Here is an 18468-nt window from a genome sequence, read left to right as displayed (position 1 = left end):
TTGGGAGTCAGGATGGGCTGAACAGTTGGCTGAACGCCTCGGCGCGACGCTGCACCTCGGCGGCGGAGTCGGCGGCGAACAGCGCATGGATCACCGCGATCAGATTGGCGCCGGCGGCGATCAGTTGTGGCGCGGTCTGCAGCGTAATGCCGCCGATCGCGGCGATCGGCACGCCGAAGCGCTTGCGGGCCGCGTGCAGCAGTCCGACATCCGCGGCCGGCGCGCCGGGCTTGGTGCTGGAGTTGAAGAAGCGGCCGAATGCAACGTAGCTGGCACCTTCGGCGACGGCCTGCTCGGCGAGCGGCAACTGCGCGTGGCAGGTGGCGCCGATGATCGTGCGCGGACCCAGCAGTGCGCGCGCGGCGGCCAGCGAGCCGTCTTCCTGGCCCAGGTGCAGGCCGACGCCCAGCCGTGCCGCCAGCTCGGCGTCGTCGTTGATGATCAGCTGCGCACCGTGGCGAGCGCATAGCTCGCGCAACGCCTCGGCCTCGCGCAGGCGACGGGCCTGCTCAGCGGACTTGTCGCGGTACTGCAGCAGCCGCGCGCCGCCTTTGAGTGCGGCTTCGACATAGGGCAGCAGGCGGCCGTCGGCCAGCAGCTGGCTGTCGGTGATGGCGTAGAGGCCGCGAAGTGCGGTGGTGGTGCCCGTCATGCGCAGCGCTCCCCTCAGGCCAGGTCCAGCGGCAGGCGCCGCGGAATGTACTGACCGTGGCCCGGGGCCTCGGCGTCGCGCAGGGTGCGCCAGGTGTAATCGAGCGCGGACTGCACCGCGCTGCTCAGGCCTTCGCCGAGCGCCAGGCGGCCGGCGAGGGTGCTGGCCAGGGTGCAACCGGACCCGTGATAGCTGCCCGGCAGGCGTGCGCAGGTGAATTCATGGCGACTGCCGTCGCGGCTGTACAGCCGGTTGTGCACTTCGCGCTCGTCACCGTGGCCGCCGGTAATCAGCAGGTGACGGATGTGCGGCAGCAGGCGTTCGGCGCATTCGTCGGCGCTGCCGTCGGGCAGGTCGGCGAGAATGCGTGCTTCGGGCAGGTTTGGCGTGGCGATGGAGGCGACCGGAAACAGCCGTTCGCGCATGGCGTAACCGACGTCGTCCTTGCCCAGCGCGCCGCCGCCGCCAGCACGCAGCACCGGGTCGCAGATCAGCGGCACGCCGGGCAGCTTGCTCATGATCTCGAGCACGGTGTCGACCATCTCCACCGAGCCGAGCATGCCCAGCTTGACGGCCGCGATCGGCACGTCGGCGATTACCGCGTGCGCCTGGGCGAGCACCCACTCGCGATCGAGCACACGAAAGTCGCTGACATCGACGGTGTCCTGCACGGTGAGTGCGGTAACGGTCGGCGCGGCATGGCAGCCCTGGGCGAGCAGGGCCTCGATATCGGCCTGCAGGCCGGCACCGCCGACTGGGTCGTGGCCGGAGAGACAGAGGACGATGGGGCGGGAAGTATGCGTTTTCATGGCCGGCGAGCTTATCACCAAACCATGCGTGCGGGGCGCAGGGCGTGCCGTCGTGGCGGTGCGCCGGGGCACGGTCGATCATGGTGGCGGTTTACTGTCGCAGTGCTGTGCTAGATTGTCGGCACTTCAATTTCTCTCCGACCGCCGCGCCGATACCCGCGCGCCGGGTCGGTGGTGTCCTCGATCTGCGTCAGCGAGGCGACATGCGGTTCCTTCTTCTGTTGTTGCTCGCGCTGTCGCCGCTGCTGGCGGGGGCCGCCGAATTCGACGAGCACGCCCACCGCGTGCCGCTGGGCTCGCTCATGGATATCTATGAGGATCCGCGCGGTACGGCGACTATCGAGCAGGTCAGTGCGGTCGACTTCGCCGGGCCGTTTCGCCGGCACGAAGACGCCGTATTCAACGGCGGCTATTCGCGCGCGGCCTACTGGATCCGCGTCGATCTGAACTACCGACCAACGAACCCGGGACAGTCGCAGCGCTGGCTGCTGGAGCTGGGCTATCCACCGCTGGATCGTGTCGAGCTCTACCGTCCCGATGGCAACGGCGAATACCGTGCCGCGCAGCCCACTGGCGACACGCTGCCGTGGGCCAGCCGGGAAATCGGGCAGGGCAACTACCTGTTCGAGCTGGAACTGCCGCCGAACCAGCCGCAGCGCTTCTACCTGCGGGTGCAGAGTCAGGGTTCGATCCAGGTTCCGCTGACGCTGTGGAGCGTGCATGCGTATATCGAAGAGCGCCCCGGGCACATCTATGCGCTGGGACTCATCTATGGCGTGCTGCTGGCGATGCTGGTCTACAACCTGCTCATCTACGTCAGCATCCGCGATCGCAGCTACCTGTACTACATCCTCTATATCGCCTCGTTCGGTCTCTACCAGCTGTCGGTCAACGGCGCTGCGGTGCAGTACTTCTGGCCGGGCCATCCCTGGTGGGCGAACGTCGCCACGCCCTTGCTGATCGGCGCAGCCGGCCTGTTCGGCTGCCAGTTCACGCGCAGCTTCCTGCGTACGGCCGAGCACAGCCCCTGGGTCGACCGCCTGCTGTGGCTGATGATGGGGCTCGGTGCGCTGGTGATGACGCTGGCGCTGTTGACCGACTATGGGGTATCGCTGCGCCTGGCGACGATCATGGCGTTGCTGTTCACCCTGGCGGTGTTCGCCGCGGGCATAGCGGCGTGGTGGCGCGGCATGCGCATGGCGCGCTACTTCATCTTCGCCTGGAGCGCGCTGCTGATCGGCGGGCAGATCAACACGCTGATGGTGCTGGGCTATCTGCCCAACACCTTCCTGACGATGTACGCCAGCCAGATCGGCGCGGCGCTGGAAGTGGTGCTGCTGTCCATGGCGCTGGCCGACCGCATCAATGTGCTCAAGGACGAACGCGCCAGCCTGCTCGAAGCCTCGCGCGCCGGGCTTGAACAACTCAACCGCGAGCTGGCGGAAAGCAACCGCTTCAAGGACGAATTCCTCTCCAACATCAGCCACGAGCTGCGCACGCCGATGATCGGCGTGATGGGCGCACTGGAGCTGCTGCCGGGCTCGCAGACGCCCGAAGAGCGCGACGAATACCAGCGCATCGCCACCGAGTCGTCGCGCGACATGCTGCGCCTGGTCAACGATATCCTGCTGCTCAGCGAGCTGCGTGCCGGCAAGCTGCAGCCCGCCTGGGCGCCGTTCAGTCTGCATGAGTGGAGCCAAGCCCTGAAGCAGCGCTTCGCCGCGAGGGCCGGCGAGAAGGGATTGGCGTTTGCCGTCGAGCTGGACGGCGCGCTGCCCGATCGGTTGCTCGGCGATGCGCAGAAGCTCGCGCTGATCATCGGTCATCTGTTGGACAACGCGATCAAGTTCACCAGCGCCGGGAGCGTCACCTTGCGCGTCAGTCCGGCCGGCGAGGCTACGTTGCAACTGCCGCTGCAGTTCGAGGTGATCGACACCGGCATCGGTTTCGGGGCGGCTGCCGATGCGTCGCTGTATCAGCAGTTTCGCCAGCTGGACGCCTCGCTGACGCGCCGTTACGGCGGCCTCGGCATCGGTCTGGCGATCAGCCGGCGGCTGGCCGCGCTGCTCGATGGTCAGCTCGACCACCGGTCGCAGCCGGGCTGCGGCAGCTGTTTCCGTCTGCGCCTGGAGCTGGGTCTGCCGACATCGCACCACAGCCCGGTCGCGCCGTCCGGCTCGATTGCCTGAGACGCGGTGCTTTTGGCCGATACCGCGCCTCGGCTTTGCTGGCGGCGTGCTTCACTGTCCGCTGAGTCGGATCGAGGAATGCACGATGAACCTGCCGCCAGCCGAAACCCATGATGTGACCAACCAGGTGCCGCCGCTCGACGGCGCCAATCTCTATCGCATCGACCTGCCGCTGCGACAGTGGCTGCGGCGTTTCGAGGCCGGCTGGGCCGATGCCCGGCTGGACGCCTACGGCGCGCTTGCCGGCGGGCCGTTGATGGCGGCGGGCTTTCTCGCCAACGAGAACCGGCCGGTGCTGCGCACGCACGACCGCTATGGGCATCGCATCGATGTGGTGGATTTCCATCCGGCCTATCACGAGCTGATGCGCACCGCGATCGAGCACGGCATCCCCTCGCTGCCCTGGACCGCTCCGCAGCCCGGTGCGCAGGTAGCGCGGGCCGCGCTGATGTACCTGCACAACCAGGCCGAAGCCGGCAGCAGCTGCCCGTTGACCATGACCTACGCCAGCGTACCGGCGCTGCGCCTGCAGCCGGATCTCGCCGAACGCTGGTTGCCGAAAATTCTCGCCACCGCGTACGACCCGCGCAACCTGCCGATGGAGCAGAAGGCCGGCGTCACCATCGGCATGGCCATGACCGAGAAACAGGGCGGTACCGACGTGCGCGCCAACAGCACCCGCGCCTTTCCGGTCGGTGCCGGCGGCCCCGGCCAGCCCTACGAACTGGTCGGTCACAAGTGGTTCTGTTCGGCACCGATGTGCGATGCCTTCCTCACCCTGGCGCAGACCGACAAGGGGTTGTCGTGCTTCCTGTTGCCACGCCATCGCCCGGATGGCACGCGCAACCAGTTCTATATCCAGCGACTGAAGAACAAGCTGGGTAACTGGGCCAACGCCTCCAGCGAGGTGGAGTACCGCGGCGCGCTGGCGTGGATGGTCGGCGAGGACGGTCGCGGCGTGCCGACCATCATCGAGATGGTCGCCTCGACCCGTTTCGATTGCATGATCGGCTCCAGCTCGCTGATGCGTCAGGCGCTGACCCAGGCCTTGCACCACTGCACCTACCGCCAGGTCGGCGGACGCGCGCTGCTCGAGCAGCCGCTGATGCGCAACGTGCTGGCCGACCTGGCGCTGGAGAGCGAGGCCGCGCTGGCGCTGACCCTGCGCATGGGCCGCGCGCAGGACAATCGGCATGATGAGCGCGAAGGCAAGTTCGCCCGCCTGGTCACCGCCATCGGCAAGTACTGGATCTGCAAGCGCGCCCCGGAAATGATCGCCGAGGCCAGCGAATGCCTCGGCGGCGCCGGCTACGTCGAGGAAACCATCCTGCCACGCCTGTACCGCGAAGCGCCGGTCAACTCTATTTGGGAAGGCTCCGGCAATGTGCAGTGCCTGGATGTGCTGCGCGCGCTCTCCAGAGAGGCGGGCGTGCTCGATGCGCTGTTCGACGAACTCGGCGACGGCCACGGCGACGCGCGCCTGTCCGCGCATATCCAGCGCTTGAAACGCGACCTCCACGATCCCGATGACATCCAGTATCGCGCTCGCCAGCTCACCGAAGACATGGCGGTCGCCCTGCAGGCCAAACTACTGCTCGAGGCCGGCAACAACGCAGTGAGCGATGCCTTCATCGCCAGCCGGCTGGAGGGTCGCGGGCGCGTCGTCTATGGCACCTTGCCGCGCGGATTGCAGATCGATGCCGTGCTGCGGCGCAGTGCAGCGCAGGCGGACTAGGCTGCCTGCGGCGCGCGTTCTGCTGGATCGCACTGCCGTTACCGAACGCCGTTTGCAGACCGGCGCGTTCTGTTTAAGCTGCAGGCCCCTGCGGCCGCCGAATATCCGACTTGAAGAGTCGACCTTGGTATAGCTGCCAAAAAAGCAGAGCGGCCTAGAATAGGAGCGTTAAAGTGCGGCGTTAGGCCGCGGCAGGGTTTCCTTGGGGCTTTTGCACGGAGTCGGCCGGAGTGGTCGGCGTTCGCGCGAAGCAGCTGCACCAGGCCTGGCCCGTCGGATGTTATGTGAGCAGTTTGCAGAACCATCACGGACGAGCATTAGACAAATTCAGAGGTGATTTTTCATGGCAACGGATTTGAACAAGTACATTCGCAATGCGGCTTTTCTGGATAAGGTCGTTTCCGCAGAAGAGGCCGCGTCGTGGATCGAAGACGGCATGACGCTGGGTATGAGCGGTTTCACCCTGTTCGGTGAGCCCAAGGAATTCCCGCGCGCCCTGTCCGCGCGTGGCCAGAACGAGAAGTTCAAGGTCAACCTGTTCACCGGTGCCTCGATGGGTCCGGCTGCCGACCAGGCCATGGCTGAAGCCGGCATCATCAACAAGCGTATTCCGTACCAGGGCAACCCGGTGCAGCGCAAAAAGATCAACGCCGGCGAAATCCTCTACATCGATCAGCACCTGTCGCACACTGCCGAACTGATCCGCCAGGGCGTGCTGCCGCAGGTCGACTACGCGATCATCGAAGCCGCTGCCATCACCGAAGACGGCCAGATCATCCCGACCGGTTCGGTGGGCAACTCGCCGATCTTCGTCCAGACCGCCAAGCACGTGATCATCGAGCTGAACACCTCCGCTCCGCGTGAATACGAAGGCATGCACGACATCTACATCCCGGGGCCTGCCGGCGAGAACACTCGCGAAGCCATCCCGGTGTTCGACGTCAGCACCCGTATCGGCACCGTCGGCATTCCGGTCGACCCGGCCAAGGTGCGCGGCATCGTGCTGTCCAGCCAGCCGGACATCCCATCGCCGCTGTTCGAGCCGAACGAAGAAACCCAGAAGATCGCCGACAATCTGTTGGACTTCCTGCGTGCCGAAGTCAAATCCGGCCGCCTGACCAACAGCCTGGCGCCGCTGCAGTCCGGTGTGGGTTCCGTGGCCAACGCCGTGCTGAACGGCATGAAGACGTCCGAGTTCAAGGACCTGGTCGTGGCCTCCGAAGTGCTGCAGGACGGCGTGTTCGACCTGATCGATGCCGGCGTGGTGAAGTTCGCTGCCGGTACCGCGTTCTCCCTGTCGAAGAAGCGCGTGGAAAACCTCGCCTCGGACATGGCCAAGTACGCCGGCAAGGTGGTGTTCCGTCCGCAGGAGATCTCCAACCACCCGGAAGTCATCCGTCGCCTGGGCATCATCTCCTTCAACACCGCGCTGGAAGTGGACATTTACGGCAACGTGAACTCCACCCACGTCAGCGGCACCCACATGATGAACGGCATCGGCGGCTCGGGTGACTTCGCCCGTAACGCACGCATCACCATCTTCGTGACTGCCTCCACCGCGAAGAACGGCAACGTCTCGTCGGTCGTGCCGTTCGTGACTCATGTCGACCACACCAACCACGACGTCGATGTGATCATCACCGAGCAGGGTTATGCCGATCTGCGTGGCCTGGCACCGACCGAGGCGGCCCAGCGCATCATCGCTAACTGCATGCACCCCGATTACAAGCAGCAGGCGCTGGACTATCTGGAAGAGGCCAAGGTGCGCGGCGGTCATACCCCGCACGTGCTGGAGAAGGCGTTCTCCTGGCACACCCACCTGGCCGAGCACGGCACCATGAAGCTGAACAAGTAATTGTCAGCTGAGTGACGGGACCGGCCGCCCGACTTTTCGAGCGCCGTCGGAACCCTCCGAAGAAACCGATGCCGGGCAGCCGGCGTCGGTTTTTTTATGCCTGCGCGCAGGCGCCGTGGCGGTCGTGCGGCATGTACATTCGTAAAGGATTCCGGCCAAGATACCGCCATTCGCACAGACAGGACCTTACCGCATGACTCCCGATACCCAGCGTTTCACCGTCGCCAGCTCTGCCGAGGCTGCGGTCGATCACCTGGCCGAGCTTCACCAGCGCGCCACGGCTGCGCTCAACCGGGCACTCAAGCGTTACGTCGCCGACCGCACCGAGCCCAGCGCGGAGGAGCGCGATCTGTTCCGCTACCCGGAACTGCGTCTGACCTACGAATGCCACGGCGAGGTCCCGGCTTCCACCCGCGCCTACGCCAAGGTGCAGGCGCCCGGCGTCTACAGCGTCACCGTGACCCATCCAGCGGCATTCCGCGCCTACCTGCTCGACCAGCTGCGGCCGTTGATGCACGACTTCAACGTCAAGATCGAGGTTGGCATCAGCGAGCGCAACATTCCCTATCCGTACGTCATCGAACAGGGCGACGAGCTGGCCGGCAGCGGCGTGACTGCGGCCGAGCTGGCGCGGGTGTTTCCCAGCACCGATCTGTCGGCGGCGACCGACGACATCGCCGACGGTCTCTACGACTGGGAGCATGCCGATCCGTATCCGCTGGCGCTGTTCGACGGCGCGCGGGTGGATTTCTCCCTGCGTCGGCTGGTGCACTACACCGGCAGCGACTGGCGCCACGTGCAACCGTGGATCTTGCTGACCAACTATCACCGCTACGTCGACCAGTTCATCCGCCACGGTCTCGACATGCTGCGCGACGACACCCGCTTCATGCGCATGGTCTTGCCGGGCAACGTCGTCATCGAGCGCGGCATGGAGGAGGGCGAGGCGCAGGCGATCATTGGCGGCGTGCTGTGGCACCGCTACCAGATGCCGGCCTACCACCTGATCGCCAAGGACGGTCACGGCGTCACCCTGATCAATATCGGCGTCGGCCCGTCCAACGCCAAGAACATCACCGATCACCTGGCCGTGCTGCGTCCGCACTGCTGGCTGATGATCGGCCACTGCGGCGGGCTGCGGCAGTCGCAGTCCATTGGCGACTACGTGCTGGCGCACGCCTACATGCGCCGCGACGGCATCCTCGACCGCGTGTTGCCGCCGCACATTCCGTTGCCGGCGTTGGCCGAGGTGCAGCAGGCACTGCAGGAAGCTGCGGCGCAGGTCACCGGCGAAAAGGGCGATGCGCTGAAGAAACGCCTGCGTACCGGCACCGTGCTGACTTACGACGACCGCAACTGGGAGCTGCGCTGGGCGCAGGAACGGCCGCTGATCAACCTGTCGCGCGCGGTGGCGGTGGACATGGAAAGCGGTACCATCGCCGCCCAGGGCTATCGCCTGCGGGTGCCCTACGGCACCTTGCTCTGCGTGTCGGACAAGCCGCTGCACAGCGAGATCAAACTGCCCGGTTCGGCCAACGCGTTCTACGAGCGTGCCGTGACCCAGCACCTGAAGATCGGCATCACCGCGCTGGACCTGCTGCGCAGCCAGCAGCACTCGCTGCATTCGCGCAAGTTGCGCAGCTTCGACGAGCCGCCGTTCCGCTGAGCCGTGCGCAGAGGCGGGAATGGACGATACTCAAGATCGTCGCATTCCTGCTTCAGCCATCGGAGGTTCACATGGAACAGTCGATCCACGCCTTCCACAACCTGTTCGAGCAGTTGGGCTTGCCCCATGACGATGCCTCGATCCGCCGCTTCATCGACACGCACGCGCCATTGCCGGAGGGCATGCGCCTGGCCGACGCGCCGTTCTGGAACCCGGCCCAGGCGGCGTTTCTGCGTGACGAACTGCTCGAGGATGCCGACTGGGCCGAGGTGGTCGACCGGCTCAGCCTGGCGCTGCGCGGCGCCAGCGCCTGACGCCGCTCAAGGGTGCAGGTTGCGCACCATGTACAGCGCCGGAATCGGGTAGCTGGCGAGGTTGTCGGCCTGCTGCGGCTCCAGCCCATCGTGGGCGCGATAGCCCTGACGCGACCAGAATTCGGCGGAGTCCTGTACCGAGACCAGCGCCGAGTAGCGCAGCCGGGCGGCGTGCGCCTGCTGCAGGTTGCGCCGCACCAGCGCCGGGCCGATGCCGCGGCCGCCGGCGCGGCGCGCCACGGCGAGGTCGTGCAGATACAGACAGTCGGCCTCGGCGTGCGGCTCGAACTCACCGTCCAGCGGGGTGATTCTGCCCAGTCGCGACTGGTAGGCGAACAGGTAGGCGCACACGCCCTCGGCGTCTTCGGCAACCCAGGCCAGCTCCGGGCAGGCCGCCAGCCGCGAACGGATCACCGCCTCGTCTTCCAGCACCGCGGCGGCATAGGACTCTTCCTGGATCGCCAGGACGGCAGGGATATCGCGCTCCTGCATCGCTCTCAACTGATACATCTCGACTACGCTCAAACACCGCGAAACGCCGTGCGGCCCGGCAAAAGGCCGCGAGCATAACGCAAAAGTCCGGCGTTTCGGCCGCCAAGCGACCGCCAGCGGCGCGCCGGTCGAATTCCGCCTGCGCGCGGAGGCCGAGGCAGGCATAATGCTTAGCCTGCTAACAGGTGCTCGGAAGTTGCCTTGAACGATGGTCGTCACCCGCTCTACGGGGTTCTGCTGATTCTGCTCTCGGGCCTGCTGCTGGCCAGCCATGACGGCCTGGCCAAGCACCTGTCCGGGCTGTACCCGGTGTTTCTGGTGATCTGGGCGCGCTACATCGCGCAGACCGTGCTGATGACGCTGCTGTTCGTGCCGCGCATGGGGCCGCGCGTGCTGCGCACCCGGCGGCCCGGGGCGCAGTTGCTGCGCGGGCTGAGCCTGGTCGGTGTAAGCCTGCTGTTCATCAACGGCCTGCACTACATCCCGCTGGCCGAGGCCACCGCAGTGATCTTCCTCACGCCGGTGCTGGTCACCATCGCTTCGGCGCTGCTCGGCGAGCGGATCGGCCGCAGCCAGTGGATCGCCGTCGGCTTCGGCCTGCTCGGCGTGCTGATCATCGTGCGACCGGGCTCGGCGCTGTTTACGCCGGCCGCGCTGCTGCCGCTCGGCGCCGCGCTGTCGTTCACGCTCTACCAGCTGGTGACCCGTCGCCTCGCCGGCACGGAGCACCCGGTCACCAGCAACTACCTCACCAGCCTGGTTGGTTGCGTGGTGCTGAGCGGGCTGGCGCTGTTCAACTGGCGCACGCCGACCGTGCACGACGCCGCGCTGATGGCCGCGCTCGGTGGCATGGCGATGCTCGGCCACCTGTTGTTGACGCAGGCGTTCCGCTACGCCAGCGCCGCGATGCTGGCGCCGTTCACCTACGGGCAGATCGTCTTCGCCGGCATCGTCGGCTTCTTCGCCTTCGGCCATGCACCGGACGGCGGCGCGCTGCTGGGCATGGCGATCATCATCGCCAGCGGGCTGGGCATGGCCTATGTACAACGGCGGCGGGTACCAGCCTGAGCGGTTTTTCCGCAGGGTTCAGCGAATGTGTCGTTTGACCCCGCGGACAGCTTCCAACAAGGTGTTTCGACAGGGGCAATCCGACCCCTTTGCGTGCTGTTTGACCAGGTGACCAACAATGCTACGAATCTCGCACCACGATCTGCGCAAGAACTTCCGCCAGCTGCTCGCGGCTGACCGCTGCTTCCACACCGCCTCGGTATTCGATCCGATGTCGGCGCGTATCGCCGCCGACCTCGGCTTCGAGGTGGGCATCCTCGGTGGCTCGGTGGCTTCGCTGCAGGTGCTGGCGGCTCCGGACTTCAACCTCATCACCCTCAGCGAGTTCGTCGAGCAGGCCACGCGCATCTGCCGGGTCGCCCAGTTGCCGGTGCTGGCCGACGCCGACCATGGCTACGGCAACGCGCTCAACGTCATGCGCACGGTGACCGAGCTGGAGCGTGCCGGCATCTCTGCGCTGACCATCGAGGACACCCTGCTGCCGGCTAAATTCGGCCGCAAGTCTACCGACCTGATCGGCATGTTCGAGGCGGTCGGCAAGATCCGCGCGGCGCTGGAGGCGCGGGTCGATCCGCAGATGGCGATCATCGCGCGCACCAACGCCGGCGTGATCGGTTTCGAGGAAGTGATCGCCCGTGCCCAGGCCTACGAGAAGGCCGGCGCCGACGCGATCTGTCTGGTCGGCATCGAGGACTTCGACCACCTGCAAAGCATCGCCAGCCAGTTGACCCGGCCGTTGATGCTGGTCACCTACGGCAACCCCAACCTGCGTGACAACGCGCGCCTGGCCGCGCTCGGCGTGCGCATCGTGGTCAACGGCCACGCCGCCTACTTCGCCGCGATCAAGGCCACCTACGACTGCCTGCGCGAGCAGCGTCAGATCGATGCGCTGGACCTCAACGCCTCGCAGCTGTCGGTCAAGTACTCGACCGCCGACGAATACGTGGTCTGGGCCGAGGAGTACATGCAGGTCAAGGAATGAGCCGCGCTCAGAACAGCCGGCGCTCGGCGCGCAGGGTCAGCAGGCCGTCGCAGCGCGGGTTGCGCCCGGAATAGGCGCCACACTCGGTGCGCTCCAGATTCGAATCGCTGTAGGAGAGATCGAACTGCAGGCCGAGCCAGGGTCGCGACAGGTTGAGCGACCAGTCGCTGAACAGGCTGACGCTACCGTCGGCGAACCGGCGTGGCGTGGCCAGCGCATGGCTGGAGTAGCTCAGGCGCACCCCGACACCGAATGGCGTCACCCGGCCCAGATCGAGATACAGCGTGCTGTCGCGGCGCTCGGCCGTGCTGTTCAGCGCCGCGCCGAGGCTGCGGCTGCCCAGCGTGAGGCCGCCGTAATACTGCAGACGCCCCCAGTCGTCGCTCTCGGGGAAGCTGTAGCGCATCAGGCCGACTTCGTAGCCGAGCTGGCCGTCCACCGCGTGCTGCAGATAGCCGAGGTAGGAATTGACCTCCAGCTGGCGGCCCTCGCTGAGGCCGACGCTCGGCGTCCACTGGCCGACATACAGGCCGCTGGCGTGGCTGAGGTCGAGGCCGCCGTGGAACGCGCCGCTCGCGCCCGGCTGCACCAGGCCCTGGGCCATGCTGCGCGCGGGTTCGGTGCCGAGCCTGAGATCGAACGCGCCAAGGTCGCGCTCGAGCGTGCCTGGCTGACCGGCGCAGCCCGTCATCAGCAGCAGGCCGGTGAGGAGTGGAGTGAAGCGGTACATGGGCTTTGACGCAGATTTTGCAACCGGCGCAGGATAGGCGCTGGCGACGCGGCGGCGGCACCATCCGTCGGCCGCGCGGCAGTCATCGACCGGCGGTCGTGCCGGTGATGAGCACCGTCGCCGGGCGGGCGTCAAAACTCAGAGCAGCAACCGCGCGCTGCGGGAGGTGATCATGGCAACAGGTTGGGCCGGCGACGGCGCCGTCCAGGAGCAGATCGACAGCACCATCGAGGACGCGGTGCAGCGTGCACGCAGCAAACTGGCGCGTGGCGAAAGCCTGAAACACTGTGAGGAATGCGGCGTGGCGATACCCGAGGCACGCCGCCAGGCCGTGCCCGGCGTGCGTCTGTGCATTGCCTGCCAGGCCGAGGCGGACAAGCAGGAAGCCGCCTTCAGCGGCTACAACCGTCGAGGCAGCAAGGACAGTCAGCTGCGCTGATCGAGCGGCACGTGGTCACGGCGCGCGGCGTGCCGTATCGAGGATCAGTTGCATGAGCGTCAGGTCCAGCCAGCGGCCGAACTTACAGCCGACCTGGCGCATCTGCCCGACATGGATGAACCCCAGCTGCTGGTGCATGTGCACCGAGGCGCGATTCTCGCTTTCGATGGCGCCGACCATCACGTGCTGCCCGGCGCGGCGGGCGCGTTCGATCAGCTCGCGCATCAAGCCGCGACCGATGCCGCCACCGCGCTGGCCATCGCGCACGTAGACCGAATGCTCGACGGTGTGGCGAAACCCCTCGTGCGGCCGCCACGGGCCGTAGCTGGCATACCCGACCACCTGCTGGGCATCGTCCAGCGCCACCAGCACCGGATGCCCCTGTGCCTCTCGCTCGGCGAACCAGGCCTGGCGGTTGGCCAGATCGACCGGCGTGTCGTTCCAGATCGCCGTGCTGTTCAGCACGGCGTCGTTGTAGATGAAGAGGATGCCTTCCAGATCGGTTTCACGGGCGTCGCGTATCAGCACGTTGCAGTCCTTGGGAAATGGGCCGGAGAACACATTGACCAGTCTCTCAGACAATTGGTTGAGCGATGGCGACACGCTGCGCTGCGCTGCGGAAAAAAGGCGCGGCCGTCCGCGCGGCGCGAACGGCGCTCCAGGCACGGGGCGTCACGGCTGTCTGGAGCCGCTGAGCCGGGCGAAGAAGCGCTGCTTGGCCCATTCCGAACAGGCCGCGTAAAGCAGCGTGATCAGCAGCACCGCGATAAGCACCGTGGCCGGCAGCGGTTGCAGGGCGAACCAGCCGCCCACCGGCGTATAGGGCAGCAGCACGGTCAGCAGCGCGATGAGCAGCGAGCTGGCCAGCAGGAAGCGGCCCGGGCGGCTGCGGTAGAACGGTTTGTGCGTGCGCACGACGAAGATGATCACCAGCTCGGTGATCAGCGACTCGACGAACCAGCCGCTGCGAAACAGCTCCGGCTGCTCGCCCACCAGATACAGCAGCAGGCCGAAGGTCAGCAGATCGAAGGCCGAGCTGATCAGCCCGAACAGGATCATGAAGCGCCTCACCTCGCCGATGTCCCAGCGGTGCGGCGTGCGCGACCAGTCGGCATCGACACGGTCGCCGGCGATGCCGATGGCCGGGATGTCGGAGAGGAAATTGTTCAGCAGGATCTGCTTGGCCAGCAGCGGCAGGAACGGCAGGAAGAACGACGCCACAGCCATGCTGATCATGTTGCCGAAGTTGGCGCTGGTGGTCAGGTAGATGTACTTGAGCGTGTTGGCGAAGGTGCGCCGGCCTTCGTCGATGCCCTGGCGGACCAGCGCCAGTTCGTGGCGCAGCAGCACGAAGTCGGCGGCCTCCTTGGCCACATCCACCGCGGTGTCCACGGAAATGCCGATATCCGCCGCATGCAGCGCCGGCGCGTCGTTGATCCCGTCGCCAAGAAAGCCCACCACATGGCCGGTCTTCTGCAGCGCACGGATGATGCGCTCCTTCTGGTTGGGATCGACCTCGGCGAACAAGCTGATGCGCGGCGCCAGGTTGATCAGCGCCTCGTCGCGCATCTGCCCCAGCTCGCTGCCGGTGATGACGCGTTCGACCGGGATGCCGACGCTCTCGGCGACCTGCCGCGCGATCAGGCGGTTGTCGCCGCTGATGATCTTCACCGCCACGCCCAGCTCGCGCAGTGCGTCCAGCTCTTCGCGCACGCCTGGCTCGGGCGGATCGAAGAACAACAGGAAGCCGGCGAAGGTCAGGCCCTGTTCGTCATCGGCGCTGCAGTTCGGCTGCTCGAGCCAGCGGTAGGCGATACCCAGCACGCGGTAGCCGGCTGCGCTCCAGGTGGCGAAGCGTTCGCCAAGCGCTGCGCGCAGCGGCGCGCTCAGCGGCAGCACGGCATCGCCCTGCTGCACGGACTGCGATGCCTGCAGAATGGTTTCCAGCGCGCCCTTGCAGATCAGCCGGGGCGCGGCCTGCCCGGCCTCGCGCACCAGCACGCTCAAGCGCTTGCGGGTGAAGTCATAGGGCACCTCGTCGAGCTTTTCGGCAGCGGCCGGCGCCTGTGGCAGGCCGCGGGCATGTTCGCAGATCGCCTCGTCCAGCGGATTGCGCAACCCGGTCTGCAGCGCGGCGTTGAGCCAGGCCAGGCGCAGCACCGCAGCGCTGGCCTGGCCGTCGGCGTCGACCGCGCCGTCGAGCGCCACCACGCCGCGGGTCAGGGTGCCGGTCTTGTCGGTGCACAGGGTGTCCATCGCGCCGAGGTTCTCGATCGCATTGAGGTGGCGCACGATCACCCCGCGCGCGGCCATCCGCCGGGCGCCGGCCGAGAGGGTCGCGCTGAGAATCGCCGGCAGCAGCTCGGGCGACAGCCCGACGGCCAGCGCGATGGCGAACATCAGCGTGTCCAGCGGCGGGCGGTCGAGGAACAGGTTGAGGCCGAGCACCGCGGTGATCATCACCAGCATGACCCGCAACAGCAGCGCGCCGAAATGGCGCAGGCCGCGCTCGAACTCGGTTTCCGGCGGGCGCAGCACCAGCGAGCGCTCGATATGTCCCAGCTCGGTGTGCATGCCGCAGTTCACCGCCAGCAGGCGTGCCGTGCCGCTGCGCAGCGAGGTGCCGCGGAACAGGCAGTTGTCTCGCTGCGCGAGGCCGGCGGCGGCCTCCACCTGACCGGCCTGTTTGTGGACCGGAAAGGTTTCGCCGGTCAGCAGCGCCTGATTGACGTAGCAGTCGCGCGCCTCGACCAGCCGGCCATCGGTGGGAATCAGGCTGCCGGCGGAAAGTTCGACGATGTCGCCGGGGACGACTTCGCTGGCTGGCAGGTTCTGCAGGCGGCCGTCGCGCCAGACGTCGGCGCGACTGGCCACCTGCTTGCGCAGACGCTCGATCGCCCGGTTCGAGCGGATTTCGTGCAGGCTGCCGACCAGCGCACTGGCCAGCACGATGCTCAGCACGATCAGCGCGTCCAGCCAGTCGTGCGCCGCCAGCGCCACCAGCGCGCCGATCAGCAGGATCAGCACCAGCGGACTGGACAGCTGGCGCACCAGCGAGGCGCCGATCTGCCGCGCCAGGCTCGGCCGGTACGCGCGCCGCACGGATGGCTGGCGCATCGTCGCCGCCGCGCCGACGAGTCCGTCGGGGCCGCTCTGCAGCCCGGTGTACAGCGTCTCCAGTGGCACGCTCCAGTAATCCGTCGCCGCCGCCTCGGCAGCATCGATCGGGCCGCCGTGCAGTGCGTGGCGGGTGAGCCAGAGGCCGGGCAGCATCGGCAGCCAGAAGCTCAGCACGCGAAACAGCAAGGTTGCCGACAGCCCCGCCGCCAGCGGCACGCCGACCCAGCTGAGAGTGGCCACTGCCGCGGCCTCGAACGCGCCGAGGCCGCCCGGCACGATGCCGACGCTACGCAGCACGCTAGCCAGCATGAAGCTGGCGAAGATGCCGGCGAACGGCGCACTGTGCCCCACTGCGTGCAGCAGCGCCCACAGGGTCAGGGCATCGAACAGCACGATGGCCAGCGAGTAGCCGCTTGCCTTCAACAACAGGCGCGGGTCACGGGTCAGGCGCGGCTGCGCGGCAAACACCATCGCCAGCAATCGCTGCATCCAGCGCACCCGTTGCAGACGTCCGACCAGGCGGCTCTGCGGCAATCCGGCCATCAGCGGCGCGGCGACGGCCATCAGGCAGCAGAACAGCATGAACACGATGCTGGTCGAGATCACGGCCAGGCTCCCATGACCATTGCCGATCGCAATGACAAGCGCGGCGGCCAGGGCCAGCAGATAAGCGGCGAAGTAGCCCGAAAGGCTGATGATGAAGCAGCTGGAAACCTGTGACAGGCCGATGCCGCGGCGCTGCAGCAGCGCGCCCACTGCTACCGCGCCGCTGAAACCGGACGATGGCAGCGCCTGGTCGATGAACAGCTTGCTCAGGCTGAGCTTGGTGGCGTCCCACAGCGGCAGCGCGGCGCCGGCGGCGCTGAGGACCATGCGGTACAGCAGACCCTGGGCCAGGTAGGTCGCACACTGCAGGGCAATAGCGACGAGCAGCCAGCCGGGCTCGGCCTGACGAAAAATCGCCGCGAAATGGCTGGCATCCGACAGCTGCAAGACGCCGAGTACCAGCGCGCCCAGCAGCGCCGCGCCCAGCAGCCAGGACAGCCAGACCAGCGGCTTGGCATTCTCGGGTGGCTCGTGAAAGCCGGGCGCTTCGTGCATGCGTTAGATCCTGATGTGGATTGAGCCGGTGACGATGTTCCGCCTGGCCGTGCGCTGCGGCATTGACACTGATCAGGCGTCTCCCGCGCACCTCTTCAGCAATGCTAGATGGCGGTCACGCCCTGCACACGCTCGTTCATGCGTCCGGCGTGTGGCTTCGCACTGCGGGCCGCTTGCAGCCGCGGGCAGCGACTTCTAGCATGGCCGGCCCCTATCGGACCGAATCGTCATGCCTCGTCCCCCGCGTCCCCGTGCGCCCCATTCGCCGGCGCGCGCTGCCCGACCCGCCGCGCCGCGCCGTGTCGCCAAGGCGCCGCCGGCCGAGCCGCGCCTGCTGCTGCTGAACAAGCCATTCGACGTGCTGACCCAGTTCGCCGATGCCGATGGGCGTGCCACGCTGAAGGATTTCGTCGACGTGCCCGGCGTCTATCCCGCCGGGCGCCTCGATCGCGACAGCGAGGGCCTGCTGCTGCTGACCAACGACGGCCGCCTGCAGGCGCGCATTGCCGATCCCAGGCACAAGCTGCCCAAGACCTACTGGGTGCAGGTAGAGGGAGAGGTCAGCGAAGAGCAGCTGGAACGCTTGCGCAGGGGCGTCGAGCTGAACGATGGCCTGACGTTGCCGGCCGAGGCACGGCAGCTGGATGAACCCGAGCTGTGGCCACGCAACCCGCCGGTGCGCTTTCGCAAGAGCGTGCCGACCGCCTGGCTGGAACTGGTGATCCGCGAGGGGCGCAACCGTCAGGTGCGGCGCATGACGGCGGCGGTCGGGCTGCCGACGTTGCGGCTGGTGCGCGTGCGCATCGGACCGTGGTCGCTCGATGGGCTGCAGCCCGGCGAATGGCGGGAAGTGCCGGCGCGGCTGTAGCGCACCGGCTGCGGCGTCAGTAGTAGGACTTGATCACGTCGATGCCCTTGCCCAGCACCTCGCGCCAGGCTTGCAGGTCTTCCTTGCCAGCCGCCTCGTCGTGCTCGCCGACCGTGCGCAGCAGCGCCGCCAGCCAGAGATCGTACAGCTCGGGGCGAATGTCGAAGCCGCTGCGCGAATGGCTCTGGCCGAGCGCCTTGAGCTTGGTGTCCGGCATGCCGCGGGCGAACAGCACCAGATTGAGGATGCCGGCACGCAGCAGATGCTTCTGCGCGGCCATGTCGGTCTGCACGAACTTTTCGCGCACCATCGGCGAGCTGGCGAGGAAGTTGACGTAGAAGTCGTCGAAGAAGCTTGCGCTGGCGCAGCAGCGACCATAGCTCTGCATAACCCGATCAGTGGGTTTCATGGCTTTTCCTTGGCAAATAGCGACCCGGACCGCATCGGC

General features: G+C 67.0%; 15 protein-coding genes and 1 pseudogene. 9 read left to right on the top strand and 7 right to left on the bottom strand.

The window, feature by feature from the left end:
• Nucleotides 1-7: 7 nt before the first annotated feature.
• A complete protein-coding gene (thiE, locus tag U8L64_RS16710; RefSeq protein ID WP_156715478.1) occupies nt 8-652 on the bottom strand; it encodes a thiamine phosphate synthase in 645 nt (214 codons plus the stop codon).
• Between the two features lie 14 nt (nt 653-666).
• Nucleotides 667-1461: a bifunctional hydroxymethylpyrimidine kinase/phosphomethylpyrimidine kinase gene (locus tag U8L64_RS16705; protein WP_054094533.1), complete on the bottom strand. Its 795-nt coding sequence runs from the start codon at nt 1459-1461 to the stop codon at nt 667-669.
• Between the two features lie 203 nt (nt 1462-1664).
• On the opposite strand from U8L64_RS16705, the gene U8L64_RS16700 reads away from it, so the two are divergent.
• The 5 genes and pseudogenes from U8L64_RS16700 to U8L64_RS16680 all read left to right on the top strand — a co-directional run bounded on the left by U8L64_RS16700 (nt 1665) and on the right by U8L64_RS16680 (nt 9220).
• A complete protein-coding gene (locus U8L64_RS16700) occupies nt 1665-3650 on the top strand; it encodes a sensor histidine kinase (RefSeq protein WP_054094534.1) in 1986 nt (661 codons plus the stop codon).
• An 85-nt stretch (nt 3651-3735) separates the two neighbouring features.
• On the top strand, nt 3736-5385 hold the full coding sequence (locus U8L64_RS16695) for an acyl-CoA dehydrogenase family protein (RefSeq protein ID WP_333398317.1): 1650 nt from the start codon (nt 3736-3738) through the stop codon (nt 5383-5385).
• Between the two features lie 343 nt (nt 5386-5728).
• Nucleotides 5729-7240 carry a succinate CoA transferase gene (locus U8L64_RS16690; RefSeq protein ID WP_054094536.1) on the top strand — a complete coding sequence of 504 codons (1512 nt, stop codon included), beginning with the start codon at nt 5729-5731 and terminating at the stop codon, nt 7238-7240.
• Between the two features lie 168 nt (nt 7241-7408).
• Nucleotides 7409-8906: pseudogene (gene amn / locus U8L64_RS16685) on the top strand (AMP nucleosidase).
• 71 nt (nt 8907-8977) lie between these two features.
• Nucleotides 8978-9220 (top strand): DUF2789 domain-containing protein, encoded by a 243-nt coding sequence (locus tag U8L64_RS16680; protein ID WP_043297697.1) that lies wholly within the window; start codon nt 8978-8980, stop codon nt 9218-9220.
• 6 nt (nt 9221-9226) lie between these two features.
• On the opposite strand, the gene U8L64_RS16675 is transcribed toward U8L64_RS16680, so the two are convergent.
• On the bottom strand, nt 9227-9712 hold the full coding sequence (locus U8L64_RS16675; RefSeq protein ID WP_333398629.1) for a GNAT family N-acetyltransferase: 486 nt from the start codon (nt 9710-9712) through the stop codon (nt 9227-9229).
• A 201-nt stretch (nt 9713-9913) separates the two neighbouring features.
• On the opposite strand from U8L64_RS16675, the gene U8L64_RS16670 reads away from it, so the two are divergent.
• Together U8L64_RS16670 and U8L64_RS16665 are read left to right on the top strand one after the other, a co-directional pair.
• The gene (locus tag U8L64_RS16670; RefSeq protein WP_333398316.1) at nt 9914-10780 is read left to right on the top strand and encodes a DMT family transporter; all 867 of its coding nucleotides are present in this window, start codon (nt 9914-9916) and stop codon (nt 10778-10780) included.
• Nucleotides 10781-10898: 118 nt separating this feature from the next.
• Nucleotides 10899-11762: an isocitrate lyase/PEP mutase family protein gene (locus U8L64_RS16665; protein ID WP_043297694.1), complete on the top strand. Its 864-nt coding sequence runs from the start codon at nt 10899-10901 to the stop codon at nt 11760-11762.
• A 7-nt stretch (nt 11763-11769) separates the two neighbouring features.
• On the opposite strand, the gene U8L64_RS16660 is transcribed toward U8L64_RS16665, so the two are convergent.
• Nucleotides 11770-12492: a TorF family putative porin gene (locus U8L64_RS16660; RefSeq protein ID WP_333398315.1), complete on the bottom strand. Its 723-nt coding sequence runs from the start codon at nt 12490-12492 to the stop codon at nt 11770-11772.
• 172 nt (nt 12493-12664) lie between these two features.
• Here U8L64_RS16660 and U8L64_RS16655 point away from each other — a divergent pair, with 172 nt between their 5' ends.
• On the top strand, nt 12665-12931 hold the full coding sequence (locus tag U8L64_RS16655; protein ID WP_043297692.1) for a DksA/TraR family C4-type zinc finger protein: 267 nt from the start codon (nt 12665-12667) through the stop codon (nt 12929-12931).
• Between the two features lie 15 nt (nt 12932-12946).
• Here the strand turns inward: U8L64_RS16655 and U8L64_RS16650 are convergent, their stop codons facing one another.
• Nucleotides 12947-13459 carry a GNAT family N-acetyltransferase gene (locus tag U8L64_RS16650; protein ID WP_054094539.1) on the bottom strand — a complete coding sequence of 171 codons (513 nt, stop codon included), beginning with the start codon at nt 13457-13459 and terminating at the stop codon, nt 12947-12949.
• A 144-nt stretch (nt 13460-13603) separates the two neighbouring features.
• Nucleotides 13604-17152, bottom strand: coding sequence for a magnesium-translocating P-type ATPase (mgtA, locus tag U8L64_RS16645; protein WP_333398314.1), 3549 nt, complete (start codon nt 17150-17152; stop codon nt 13604-13606).
• A gap of 229 nt (nt 17153-17381) precedes the next feature.
• Between mgtA and U8L64_RS16640 the strand changes: the two genes are divergently transcribed.
• On the top strand, nt 17382-18020 hold the full coding sequence (locus U8L64_RS16640; protein ID WP_054094541.1) for a pseudouridine synthase: 639 nt from the start codon (nt 17382-17384) through the stop codon (nt 18018-18020).
• A 16-nt stretch (nt 18021-18036) separates the two neighbouring features.
• On the opposite strand, the gene U8L64_RS16635 is transcribed toward U8L64_RS16640, so the two are convergent.
• The gene (locus U8L64_RS16635; RefSeq protein WP_043297686.1) at nt 18037-18429 is read right to left on the bottom strand and encodes a globin; all 393 of its coding nucleotides are present in this window, start codon (nt 18427-18429) and stop codon (nt 18037-18039) included.
• Nucleotides 18430-18468: the final 39 nt, after the last annotated feature.

This window comes from Pseudomonas sp. FIP_A4, from assembly GCF_036701605.1.
Lineage (GTDB): Bacteria > Pseudomonadota > Gammaproteobacteria > Pseudomonadales > Pseudomonadaceae > Stutzerimonas > Stutzerimonas phenolilytica.
This window is presented reverse-complemented; position numbering and strand designations above follow the sequence as displayed.